Genomic DNA, 12,168 nt, shown 5'->3' with positions numbered 1-12,168 from the left:
TGGCTGTTGCGCACCCGAGACGTCGTACCGGAATGGTCACTTCCGCGCCACAGGCCCTCGACGTCCATTGATCCAGCGGCGCTCTTAACAGAACCCTTATCGCAGACGGCCCGTCCTTCTTCGGGGGAGAGGACGGGCCGTCGCCGTGCATGGGCGTTGAGCGCCTATCGGACGGTGAAGTGCACCACGTCCTGCAGGAACGGGATCTTCAGCCAGGGGTCGGGCTGGACCATCAGAGACAGCAGCACGATCGCCGACCCCAGCACCCCGTACGTCAGCATGTCGGTGAAGCGGGAGCGCACCGCGAGCATCCCGACTTCCGGCAGCGCCCACCGCAGTAGCGCGCCTGACAGCAGGGACAGCCCCACCAGGACCGTGCCCGCGCGGAACGCGTCCAGGGCCACCACCAGCAGCCCCACGCCGACGCCGGCCATCACCATCAGCAGCGGCCACTGGCGGGCGGGCGCCGGGGCGCCGCCGGACGCCGCGCGGCCGCCGCCTTCCGGGCGCGCGGTGTCCCGGGTGATCAGGGGGAAGCGGCGCGAGGTGCCGGCAGGACGCCCCGCCGCTCCGTTCAGCCCCGCCGTCCCGCTCGACGCCCCCGCCGTCCCGCTCGACGCCCCCGCCGTCCCGCTCGACGCCGCCGCTCCGTTGGCCGCCACCGCTCCGTTCGGCGCCGCCACGGGGCGCTGTCCGGCCGGTTCGGCGGCCGGCTCGTCGGCCTCAGCCGGCATGCCCGGCACCGCTGTCGCCGTCGCTGTCACCGTCGGCTGCCTTGGCGGCGCGCTCCGCGGCCTCCACCACGTTGACCAGCAGCCGGGCGCGGGTCATCGGGCCGACGCCGCCCGGGTTCGGGGAGATCCAGCCCGCGACCTCGCTCACGTCGGGGTGCACATCACCGGCGATCTTGCCGTGCTCGTCCCGGCTGACGCCGACATCGAGCACCGCCGCCCCCGGCTTGACGTCCTCCGCCTTGATCAGGTGCCGCACCCCGGCCGCCGCCACGATGATGTCGGCCTGGCGCAGCAGCCCGGACAGATCGCGGGTGCCGGTGTGGCACAGCGTGACCGTGGCGTTCTCCGAGCGCCGGGTGAGCAGCAGCCCGATCGACCGGCCGACGGTGATGCCGCGGCCGACGACCACCACGTGGGCGCCGTTGATCTCCACGCCGTGGTGGCGCAGCAGCTGGATGATGCCGTACGGGGTGCACGGCAGGGGGCCGGTCTCGTTCAGCACCAGTCGGCCGAGGCTCATCGGGTGCAGCCCATCGGCGTCCTTGGCCGGATCGATCAGCTCCAGCACGCGGTTGGCGTCGATGCCCTTGGGGAGCGGCAGCTGGACGAGGTAGCCCGTGCAGGCCGGGTCCTCGTTGAGTTCCCGTACGGCCGCCTCGATCTCCTCCTGGGTGGCGGTCTCGGGCAGGTCGCGCCGGATGGAGGCGATCCCGACCTCGGCGCAGTCGCGGTGCTTGCCCGCGACGTACCACTTGCTGCCCGGGTCCTCGCCCACCAGCACGGTCCCGAGGCCGGGGTGGATGCCCTTGGCCTTGAGCGCCTCCACGCGGCTGACGAGATCGGACTTGATCGCGGCTGCGGTTGCCTTGCCATCGAGAATCTGCGCGGTCATGGCTTCATCCTCCCGGATGCGGGGACGTCTGTTCCAGTCAGGGCCGGTCCCAGCGGCGGTCTGGGGCCGAGTGTGTCGCGTACGGCCCGAGGGCCGCACCCGCGCGTCGGGGGTGCGGCCCTCGGGCCGTAACCGCTCAGTGGAAGAAGTGGCGCGTGCCCGTGAAGTACATGGTCACGCCCGCCTTCTGGGCCGCCTCGACGGTCAGCTCGTCGCGGACCGAGCCACCCGGCTGCACCACGGCCTTGATCCCGGCCTCCGCCAGCACCTCGAAGCCGTCGGGGAAGGGGAAGAAGGCGTCGGAGGCCGCGTACGAGCCACTCGCCCGCTCCTCGCCCGCCCGCTGGACGGCCAGCCGCGCCGAGTCGACGCGGTTGACCTGGCCCATGCCGACGCCGACCGTCGCGCCGTCCTTGGCGAGCAGGATCGCGTTGGACTTCACGGCCCGGCAGGCGCGCCAGGCGAAGGCCAGCTCGGCCAGGCCGTCGGCGTCCAGCGCCTCGCCGGTCGCCCGGGTCCAGTTGGCCGGGTCGTCGCCCTCGGCCTGGAGCCGGTCCTTGGCCTGCACCAGGTCGCCGCCCTCGACCGACCGGTACTCGCCGCCCGCCGCCGGGGCGTCGGGGCAGCGCAGCACGCGGATGTTCTTCTTGCGGGCCAGCACCTCGACGGCGCCGTCCTCGTACTCCGGGGCGACGATGACCTCGGTGAAGATCTCGGCGACCTGCTCGGCCAGGGCGACCGTCACCGGGCGGTTGACGGCGATCACGCCGCCGAACGCCGAGAGCGGGTCACAGGCGTGCGCCTTGCGGTGCGCCTCGGCGACGTCCGCGCCGACCGCGATGCCGCAGGGGTTGGCGTGCTTGATGATCGCGACGCAGGGCGCGTCGTGGTCATAGGCCGCACGCCGCGCGGCCTCGGTGTCGGTGTAGTTGTTGAACGACATCTCCTTGCCGTGCAGTTGCTCGGCGTACGCCAGGCCCTCGCCGGAGCCGTTGGTGTAGAGCGCGGCGGGCTGGTGCGGGTTCTCGCCGTAGCGCAGCACCTGCTTGCGCTCGTAGGTGACGCCGATGAAGTCCGGCCAGGGGCCCTCGTCCGCGGCGTAGCCCTCGGCGAACCAGTTGGCGACCGCCACGTCGTACGCCGCGGTGTGCTGGAACGCCTCGCTCGCCAGCCGCTTGCGCTGCTCGAGGTCGAAGCCGCCCTCGGCGGCGGCCTTCAGCACGTCGGCGTAGCGCTCGGGGTTGACGACCACGGCCACGGACGGGTGGTTCTTGGCGGCCGCGCGGACCATGGAGGGGCCGCCGATGTCGATCTGCTCGACGCACTCGTCGGGTGAGGCGCCCGAGGCGACGGTCTCCCGGAACGGGTAGAGGTTGACGACGACCAGCTCGAAGGGCTCGACACCCAGCTCGGCGAGCTGCTCGCGGTGCGAGTCGAGCCGCTGGTCGGCGAGGATGCCCGCGTGGACGCGCGGGTGCAGCGTCTTGACGCGGCCGTCGAGACACTCGGGGAAGCCGGTCAGCTCCTCCACCTTGGTGACGGGGACGCCCGCGGCGGCGATCTTCGCTGCCGTCGAGCCGGTCGAGACGAGCTGGACCCCGGCCGCGTCCAGCCCCCGGGCCAGCTCCTCGAGCCCCGTCTTGTCGTAGACGCTGACCAACGCGCGGCGGATGGGCCGCTTCGTACCTTCGGCGGTCACGGGATCATTACCTTTCGTCCCTCAATGCGGTAGCCGTTACGGGCCAGACGCCCCACGACCTCGACGAGCAGCGTGCGCTCGACTTCCTTGATCCGCCCGTGCAGAGCGGACTCGTCGTCCTCGTCCCGGACCTCGACCACGCCCTGGGCGATGATCGGGCCGGTGTCGACTCCGTCGTCGACGAGATGGACGGTGCAGCCGGTCACCTTCACGCCGTACGCGAGCGCGTCGCGCACGCCGTGGGCGCCGGGAAAGCTGGGCAGCAGCGCGGGGTGGGTGTTGACGCACCGGCCGCCGAAGCGGGCGAGGAACTCCTGGCCCAGGATCTTCATGAACCCCGCCGAGACGACCAGGTCCGGCTCGTACGCGGCCGTCGCCTCGGTCAGCGCGCGGTCCCACTCGGCGCGGGTGGCGTGGTCCTTCAGCCGGCGCACGAAGGTGGGGATCCCGGCGCGCTCGGCGCGCTCCAGGCCCGCGATGCCGTCGCGGTCGGCGCCGACGGCCACGACCTCCGCTCCGAAGCCGGAGGCGCCGTCGGCGGCGATCGCGTCGAGGAGCGCCTGCAGATTCGTACCGGAGCCGGAGACGAGGACGACGAGGCGGGCGGGACGCTCGGGACGCTCGGGACGGGCGGCGAGGGGAGGCGGGGAGGCCACGGCGGGGATCTTTCTCGCGGGCGATGCGGGCGGTGCGCGGGCGGTGTGGGCTGGTGCGCGGGCGGTGCGGGTGCTTGTGTGTGGTGGCGCGACTGCGTTTGTGTGGTCGTACAAGTCGCGGAGTCAAGAATTCCGGGGAACTCTACGAAGCCGCCGACCGTCAGCAACGATACCGGCACACCAAACGGCCCCCGGGGGACGGGGGCGGGCGCGGGAGGTAGCGTCTGGACTGCGAATCCGACTGACGCCGTGGGAACCACCGTCGCGTTCCGCGCAGGGGGAGCCGTACGGCGCAGGCCGTACGGAAGCCTTGCGTGCATCACGACGACACAAGGGGAAGACACCTCCACATGCCGGACCGACGCCGCCGCGCGGCTCACTGCCTCACGCCGACCCCTGCCCGTACCGGGGGGCCGCGATGAGGCACACCCGCACGTCGCGCACGACGCCGCTGCTGCGGGAGCAGCAGTCCCCGTCCTCCTCCACCTCGCCCGAGGGTTCGCCCGCCGGGCGCGAGGAGGACAACCCCTTCGCACCGCCACCGGAGGGACGACCGGACCAGCCCTGGCAGCCCAGGCCCCGGCCCGACGCCGCGCCGGGCGGTGAGAGCGGCCACGACACCAACGGCGCCGGCGGTGGCGGTGGCGATGACGGCCGCGGCCAGGACGGCCCGGGCGGCCAGGAGTGGCCAAGGGGCCAGGACGGCCCTCCGCAGCAGCCTCCGGCCTGGGGCAGCCAGTGGAGCAGCCGCCAGCCCGGCCGCCAGAACGGCGGCTTCGGCTCGAACCCCGGCCAACCGTCCGGGACGGGCGGCCAGGGCCGCTCGGGCAGCCCGCGCTGGGACCCGAACGACCCGGCCCAGCGGCGCGCCCGCTACGCCCTGCTCGCGGGCATGTGGGGCTTCTTCTTCGCACTGTTCAGCCTGCCGCAGATCGCGCTGCTGCTCGGTGCGCTGGCCGTCTACTGGGGCATCAGCGCCCTGCGCGCCAAGCCGCGCCGGCCGGCCCCCACCCCCTCGGCCGTCCCGCTGAACGCTCCGCCGCCCGCCCCAGGCGCCACCCCGGCCCATCTCCCGGCACCGGGCAGCGGCACCTCGAAGCCGCAGTCCACGGCGGCGATCAGCGGGCTGGTCACGGGCGGTCTCGCGCTGGCCATCGTCGCGGCGACCTTCACCGTCCAGGTCGTCTACAGCGACTACTACTCATGCGTGGACGACTCCCTCACCCAGACCTCCCGGCACGCCTGCGAGGACCTGCTGCCGAAGCAGCTCCGGCCGCTGCTCAGCACGGACGACTGAGCCGGCCCGAGGGCCCGAGGAGGCCTGAGAAGGCCTCAGCAAGCACGACCCGAGCATGCGGGGGCGGCTGCGACACGTACACGTCGCAGCCGCCCCTTTCGCGTTCCCTAATGGCCCACGTCGGCGGGCGGCGCCCCCGGCCGGTCTGCCTGGGGGCGCGCCCTGTCGTAGCGCCTGAAGAACTGCCGCCACCAGGGCGCGGGAGCGGGGGAGCCGCCCGCGCCGCTGTCCCTGGCGCCCGGCGCGCTGCCGTCCTCGGCCTCCGGACGCGGCGTGGGCGCCGCCGAGGCGGCCCAGGCCCGGGCCTCCGCCTTGCGGGCCGCCCAGGCCATCAGCGCGGGCACGAACAGCCGCAGCCACCGCAGGAGGACCGCTCCGGGGATCCCCGGCAGGGCCGTCCAGGCCAGCGTCGCCGCGCCCGTACGCCACCAGCTCGGGCCCAGCTCGGCGAGCCCGTGCGTGCCCAGGGCCCCGCCCGACGCACCGGCGAGCAGCGCCATCGCGGCCGCGCAGCCGAGTGAGGCGCCCGCGGCCATCAGGGCGGTCTGCCCCCACCCCCACACCGATACGGTCGGTCGCGGCGCCCGCCCCGCGACCCTGCCCGCGCCTCCGCTCTCGCCCCTGCCTCCGCCCTCGCCTCGGCCCTGGATGCCGTAGACGCCCTGGATGCCCTGGCCGCGCTCGCCGGCCAGGCCGCGCTCGCCGGCCAGGCCGCCCTCGGCGCCGTCCACTCGCCGTACCGCCGCGACCGCGACGAACCACGCCACCGACGCCCCCGCCGCACACCCCGTCAGCCAGGTCAGCGGGACGCCACCGCCCTCCGCGGGCAGCGCGGCCAGCAGGGGGAAGTGGGGCAGGTCGGGGTAGTCCGCCACGCCGAGCGGGCCGACGGCGGCGGTGCCGACCGTGAACCCCGGGCCGAGCCCGTACGCCGCGCCCCAGACCATCGCGTTCGGCAGCAGCGCCAGGCTGATCAGCAGCACCGCGAAACGGCCGGACCACAGGTCGCTGAGCTCCAGGAACGCCAGCTGCACCGCACCCGCGTGGCTCATCAGCGACACCGCCGTGAGCAGCGCGCCACAGCCGAGCAGTACGGCCAAGGCGCCGCCGGCGGACCGCAGCACGGCGGCGCGGAAGGCGGGGGTCCGGTACGCCCGGGGCCGGAGCCCGGCGGCCCCGGGAGCGGCCCCCCGGCGCCCGGTGGCCGAGCGGAGCCGCACGAAGGGCACGAGGCACACCAGGCGCACCAGACGCACCAGACGCACCAGACGCTTGAGCCGGTGGCGGGCCGAGAAAAGCCGCACGGCATGCGGCAGCCGGGCGCGCAACCGCGCGCGCAACCAGTCCCCCAGCCGGCCTCGCCACCGGCGGCACGCCTCGCGCACGGGGGCGGGCAGCAGCGGTCTGGGGAACCGCCCGTCCGCCGCCCACACCCCCACCACGACGGCCGCCGCGGCGACGAGCGGCAGCCGCAGCAGCGCGCTGAGCGGCTCGACGTGCAGCGACCCCGTCGAGGCGTACACCACGACGGCCACCCCGACCAGCAGATAGCCGCCCGTCACCCAGCCGAAGGCGGTGCGCGGGTGGAGCGTGGCCTCCTCGGGCACCCACAGCCCTGCGCCACCGGCCGCCGCCGCCTTCTCATCCGCCTCTTCCGGCACACCCGTCTCGATCGCATGCCGCCCGGCCCGGTAGAGCAGCCAGCACGGCAGGGCGCTGAGCAACAGCGGGGTGAGCCCGACGGGCACGGAGTCCCCCGACAGCGTCCCGGTCCGTACGAGCTCCGCGCCATGTGCGAGAAGCCACAGATCGGCGGCGATGTGCAGGGCACCGTCCGGGCTGCTGTCGGGCGCCGAGGAGGTGATCCACAGCAGGAGTACGACGACGGCGAGCGCGCCCAGCCCGAGCCCCGCGGCGACGACGCCGCCGAGGAACGCCTCTCTCACCTCGGAGGAGGGGCGCCGGAGCGCGGCGCGGCCAGGGGAGGACAACGACGGGCTGCGATCGGTCAATTGGGTCACGCGCCCATGCTGCCAATAACTGCCGATTCATCCGCACATCAGGCGATTAGTCGCCGTGTCGTAAAGATTGCGCTTATACGCTTTTCACGGTAGAGACGGCAGCAAAAGGTGCGGGCCCGCACCACCCTGTGGGCGGTGCGGGCCCGCACCTGTGAGCCGTACGCTCCGGCCGGCGGCGGCGTCAGCCGGCCAGCGCGGCGCGCGCCAGGCGGGCGGTCTCGGACGGGGTCTTGCCGACCTTCACGCCCGCGGCCTCCAGGGCCTCCTTCTTCGCCTGCGCGGTGCCGGAGGACCCGGACACGATCGCGCCGGCGTGGCCCATGGTCTTGCCCTCGGGCGCGGTGAAGCCCGCCACATAGCCGACGACCGGCTTGGTGACATTGGCCTTGATGAAGTCCGCGGCCCGCTCCTCGGCGTCGCCGCCGATCTCGCCGATCATCACGATCAGGTCGGTGTCGGGGTCGGCCTCGAAGGCGGCCAGGGCGTCGATGTGGGTGGTGCCGATGATCGGGTCACCGCCGATGCCGACGCAGGACGAGAAGCCGATGTCCCGCAGCTCGTACATCATCTGGTAGGTCAGCGTGCCGGACTTCGACACCAGACCGATCCGGCCCGGCTTGGTGATGTCGGACGGGATGATGCCCGCGTTCGACTGACCCGGCGTGATCAGACCCGGGCAGTTCGGGCCGATGATGCGGGTCTTGTTGCCCTTCTGGCCGGCGTAGGCCCAGAAGTTGGCGGTGTCGTGGACCGCGATGCCCTCGGTGATCACGACGGCGAGCGGAATCTCGGCGTCGATCGCCTCGATGACCGCGTCCTTGGTGAACTTCTCCGGGACGAAGATGACGGTGACGTCGGCGCCGGTGGCCTCGATGGCCTCCTTGACGCTGCCGAAGACCGGTACCTCGGTGCCGTCGAAGTCGACCTTCGTACCGGCCTTGCGCGGGTTCACACCGCCGACGATGTTGGTGCCGGAGGCGAGCATCCGACGGGTGTGCTTCTGGCCCTCGGACCCGGTCATCCCCTGGACGATGACCTTGCTTTCCTTGGTGAGGAAGATAGCCATGGTGTTGGTGACCTGTTCCCTTACTTCGCAGCCGCGAGCTCGGCGGCGCGCTCGGCCGCTCCGTCCATGGTGTCCACCTGCTGCACGAGCGGGTGGTTGGCGTCGGTCAGGATCTTGCGACCCAGCTCCGCGTTGTTGCCGTCGAGGCGCACGACGAGCGGCTTGGTGACCTCTTCGCCCTTGGACTTCAGCAGCTCCAGGGCCTGGACGATGCCGTTGGCCACGGCGTCACAGGCGGTGATGCCGCCGAAGACGTTGACGAAGACCGACTTGACGTCCGGGTCGCCCAGGATGATCTCCAGGCCGTTGGCCATGACCTCGGCGGAGGCGCCGCCGCCGATGTCGAGGAAGTTGGCGGGCTTGACGTCGCCGTGGTTCTCACCGGCGTACGCGACGACGTCGAGGGTCGACATGACCAGACCCGCGCCGTTGCCGATGATGCCGACCTCGCCCTCGAGCTTGACGTAGTTGAGGCCCTTGGCCTTCGCGGCCGCCTCGAGGGGGTTGGCCGCGGCCTTGTCCTCAAGCGCCTCGTGCTCCGGCTGGCGGAAGGCGGCGTTCTCGTCCAGGGAGACCTTGCCGTCCAGGGCGATGATCTTGCCCTCGCCCGTCTTGACCAGCGGGTTGACCTCGACGAGGAGGGCGTCCTCCGCGATGAAGACCTTCCACAGGGTCTGCAGGACCTCGGCGACCTGGTCGGCGATGTCGGCCGGGAACTTCGCCGCGGCGACGATCTCGTCGGCCTTCTCCTTGGTCACGCCCTCGATGGCGTCGACCGGGATCTTGGCGAGCGCCTCGGGGTTCTGCTCCGCGACCACCTCGATCTCCACGCCGCCCTCGACGGACGCCATGGCAAGGAAGGTGCGGTTGGTGCGGTCCAGCAGGAAGGAGACGTAGTACTCCTCCTTGATGTCCGCGGTCTGGGCCAGCATCACCTTGTGGACCGTGTGGCCCTTGATGTCCATGCCCAGGATCTGGGTGGCCTTCGCGACCGCGTCATCCGCGTCGGAGGCCAGCTTGACGCCACCGGCCTTGCCGCGGCCACCGACCTTGACCTGCGCCTTGACGACCGCGCGGCCGCCCAGTCGCTCGGTCACCTCGCGCGCCGCCTCAGGCGTGTCGATGACTTCACCGGCCAGCACCGGTACACCGTGCTTGGCGAAGAGGTCCCTCGCCTGGTATTCGAACAGGTCCACGCGCGTCCGTCCCTTTTCCTGGAAATCGCGGTTCGTTGTCTGCGCGGGCGTGCCGCGGTGGCAGCGTGAGGACGCGATCTTTGACGAGGGCGGCACACGTGCGCCGGGTACGCGGCATGTCCGCCTCGCAGGTTATCCCCGCAGGACCTGCGACCCTAAATTGCAGATCACACTGGCGCGGTGATTACGGTCACAGATCGCGACCATACCCACCTATCTTTGTACAGCCGTGCTGCTCGGAGGGGGAAACGCCGATCGGGCGACCCCCTCCCCAACGAGGGCCGCCCGATCGGTCAAGCAGTTGCCGTACGGCGTACAGCAGGTGGTGTCATCAGATGTTCAGCCCACCCAGGCCGCCGAGGCCGTCAACGCCGTCGATGGCGGGCAGGTCGGCAGGAACGGTCGGCAGGTCGGCGGGAACGGTGGGCAGCTCCACGGCCGGGACGGTCGGCAGGTCAGCCGGAACGGCCGGGAGGTCCGCCGGAACGGCCGGCAGGTCAGCCGGAACGGCCGGGAGGTCCGCCGGGACCGACGGCAGGTCGGCCGGGACCGAGGGGACGCCCGGCAGGACGGGCAGGGCCGGGATGTTGGCGGCGTCCGTCAGGCTGCCGGGCAGCACCGGGACCAGGGTCTTGGCACCCGCGACCGCGTTGCCGACGGCGATCTGCCCGTCGGCGGTCACCGTCCAGGTGAGGCCCTGCACGAGCAGCACGCTGTCACCGGCCACGCCCGTCACGTCGTCCTGGGCGCCATTGGCCAGGTTCTGGGCGTACGGGGCGACCTGCAGGTACACATCGTCGGCCAGCACGCCGGCGTCACCGACGGTCTGCTGGGCCACAGGGGTCACCTTCGCCACGATGTCGTTACCGGCCGGGGGCAGCTCGCCCGGGGCGATGGAACCGGCGGTCCCCTGGGCGTCGGCCACGGCGCGCTGGGCCTTGCCGGTCAGCTCCTCCGGACGGACACCCGCGCCGGAGAGAGCGGCGAGCAGGTCATCGGCCGAACCGGGGGTGGCGGGCAGCTCAGGGGTGGCCGGGACGGCCGGCAGCTCGCCCGGGACGGAGGGGAGGGCGGGCACCGAGGGGGTGACGGGCAGGGACGGCAGCGAGCCGAGGCCGGGGAGCTGCGGCACGACGCCGGGCACCTCGCCGGTGGGCAGGTCAACGCCGCCGGTGACCTTCTTGACGGCCTTCTGCGCCTTCTTGACGGTCTTCTTGGCCTTCTTGACGGTCTTCTTGGCCTTCTTGACCGTCTTCGCCGGGTCAACCTTGTCGGTGGCGCCGTTGGTGAGGCCGTCGGTCAGGCCGGTCACGTCGCCGACGCCCGGCAGGGCGCCCTTCGCGGTGCCGGTGACCTTCGAGGCCGCGCCGTCCACCGTGGCCTTGGCGCCGTCCACGGTCTCGCCGACGGTGTCGGTGACCTTGGAGGTGTCGGCCACGCCGTTGGTCACGTCCTTGACGCCGTCGGTCGGCAGCGTGTCCCCGGCCGTCTTGGTGGCGCCGCCGACGGTGCTGGTGACGCTGTCGGTGGAGGGAACCTCGGGAAGGTCGGCCGCGTTGGCGCCGGCGGTACCAAGGGCCCAGATACCGGTGGCGGCAGCGGCGACGAGGATGGAGCGGCGGATGTTGTTACGCATGAGGGGGAAGTCCTTCGAATTCAGGGGGGATGTTCGGACGGGCAGACCTGACCCGCCCCCGCGCGGCAGGTCTCAACAGACGGAGTGGAGGTCTGCCCTAGCCGGGGAATTCGAGGACTTCGTTGAACCGCTCACGCGTGGGAGCGGAGCTCTCCGCGCGGACGGCGCCGGGCCGCAGCCAGTGGCTCGCCTGGCCGCCGGGCACGAGGGCGACATGGGTGTCCCCGCCACGGGGGGCGCCGCTGTCGCCGGTGCACTGGGAGACGGCCCCCGCCGGGGAACCGGGGAGGGGGAAGGGAAGCGGCGCCGGAACGCCGTCGCCCTGGGCCGGGCCGTGCGTCGCCCGCACGACCGGGGCCCGGTCGTCGTCGGCGACGGTGCGCGGCGCGGTCGCGGCCGACCACGGGGCCGTGGGCCCTATGCGGGAAGCAGCGTGTGCGGCCGGGTGTCCAGGGGCCTTGCCGCCCTTGGCCCAGTGGCCGTCGGACGTGCGCTGAGCAGGCTCGGAACCGCTCGGACCGGTGTTGTCTCCCGCCCCGCCGAGCACGTCGGAGGGCAGGTGGACGGGCAGGGACCGGCCCGTCTGGTCCAGCAGGTCGGTGACCGGCTCGGTGAGCTCCCGGGTCTGCTTCCCGACCGGCCGTACGGCCTCCCGTACGGCGTCGTCGGTGACCAGGGCCGCGTCGTCGGTGGCCTTGGCGGCCCCGACGGCGTCCTTGTGCCGCGCCATGGTGTCGTCGGCACTGCCCGGGTCGAGCAGCCCGGAGGCGGCCGACGAGTCGGCAGCCCCGCCCGCGTCCGTACGCTCCGCGGCGTGCGCGCTGCCTCCGAAGAGGAACGCGAGCGCCAGGAAACCCCCGAGGAACAGCGCCGCCAGCAGCGCCCGCCGCGCGGCCGCGGTGCGCGGCAGGCGCACTGCGACAGGCACGGCGGACACAGCAGACACGAGAGGGGGCCTTCCCGGACGTACG

At 72.9% G+C, this 12,168-nt stretch carries 10 protein-coding genes; 1 reads left to right on the top strand and 9 read right to left on the bottom strand.

The genetic code is table 11. The features are described from left to right. Positions 1 to 164 precede the first annotated feature (164 nt). From PV419_RS17580 to purN, 4 genes are all read right to left on the bottom strand, one after another. Entirely contained in the window at positions 165 to 734 is a 570-nt protein-coding gene (locus PV419_RS17580) for a DUF3017 domain-containing protein (RefSeq protein ID WP_319689637.1), read from the bottom strand. After that, complete coding sequence (locus PV419_RS17575; protein ID WP_319689636.1) at positions 724 to 1,626, bottom strand: bifunctional methylenetetrahydrofolate dehydrogenase/methenyltetrahydrofolate cyclohydrolase; 903 nt, start codon at positions 1,624 to 1,626, stop codon at positions 724 to 726. The genes PV419_RS17580 and PV419_RS17575 overlap by 11 nt, the downstream gene beginning before the upstream one ends. Positions 1,627 to 1,762: 136 nt before the next feature. Continuing rightward, positions 1,763 to 3,325: a bifunctional phosphoribosylaminoimidazolecarboxamide formyltransferase/IMP cyclohydrolase gene (purH, locus tag PV419_RS17570; protein ID WP_319689635.1), complete on the bottom strand. Its 1,563-nt coding sequence runs from the start codon at positions 3,323 to 3,325 to the stop codon at positions 1,763 to 1,765. Beyond that, positions 3,322 to 3,981 carry a phosphoribosylglycinamide formyltransferase gene (gene purN, locus PV419_RS17565; protein ID WP_319689633.1) on the bottom strand — a complete coding sequence of 220 codons (660 nt, stop codon included), beginning with the start codon at positions 3,979 to 3,981 and terminating at the stop codon, positions 3,322 to 3,324. The genes purH and purN overlap by 4 nt, the downstream gene beginning before the upstream one ends. A 418-nt stretch (positions 3,982 to 4,399) precedes the next feature. Between purN and PV419_RS17560 the strand changes: the two genes are divergently transcribed. Next, on the top strand, positions 4,400 to 5,278 hold the full coding sequence (locus PV419_RS17560) for a hypothetical protein (protein WP_319689631.1): 879 nt from the start codon (positions 4,400 to 4,402) through the stop codon (positions 5,276 to 5,278). Positions 5,279 to 5,385: 107 nt separating this feature from the next. Here PV419_RS17560 and PV419_RS17555 read toward each other — a convergent pair whose 3' ends face one another. The 5 genes from PV419_RS17555 to PV419_RS17535 all read right to left on the bottom strand — a co-directional run bounded on the left by PV419_RS17555 (position 5,386) and on the right by PV419_RS17535 (position 12,125). Further along, positions 5,386 to 7,299, bottom strand: a complete 1,914-nt coding sequence (locus tag PV419_RS17555; protein ID WP_319689630.1) for a DUF6350 family protein — start codon at positions 7,297 to 7,299, stop codon at positions 5,386 to 5,388. A 181-nt stretch (positions 7,300 to 7,480) separates the two neighbouring features. Next, on the bottom strand, positions 7,481 to 8,365 hold the full coding sequence (gene sucD / locus PV419_RS17550; protein WP_319689629.1) for a succinate--CoA ligase subunit alpha: 885 nt from the start codon (positions 8,363 to 8,365) through the stop codon (positions 7,481 to 7,483). Between the two features lie 20 nt (positions 8,366 to 8,385). Continuing rightward, the gene (sucC, locus tag PV419_RS17545; protein ID WP_319689628.1) at positions 8,386 to 9,561 is read right to left on the bottom strand and encodes an ADP-forming succinate--CoA ligase subunit beta; all 1,176 of its coding nucleotides are present in this window, start codon (positions 9,559 to 9,561) and stop codon (positions 8,386 to 8,388) included. A 331-nt stretch (positions 9,562 to 9,892) separates the two neighbouring features. After that, a complete protein-coding gene (locus PV419_RS17540) occupies positions 9,893 to 11,197 on the bottom strand; it encodes a hypothetical protein (RefSeq protein ID WP_319689627.1) in 1,305 nt (434 codons plus the stop codon). A 97-nt stretch (positions 11,198 to 11,294) separates the two neighbouring features. After that, the gene (locus PV419_RS17535; protein WP_319689626.1) at positions 11,295 to 12,125 is read right to left on the bottom strand and encodes a hypothetical protein; all 831 of its coding nucleotides are present in this window, start codon (positions 12,123 to 12,125) and stop codon (positions 11,295 to 11,297) included. Between the last annotated feature and the right edge of the window lie 43 nt (positions 12,126 to 12,168).

This window comes from Streptomyces sp. ME19-01-6 (genome assembly GCF_033793745.1).
Taxonomy (GTDB): domain Bacteria; phylum Actinomycetota; class Actinomycetes; order Streptomycetales; family Streptomycetaceae; genus Streptomyces.
The sequence above is the reverse complement of the archived record's forward strand: the minus strand, read 5'-3'. Positions and strand labels throughout refer to the sequence as shown.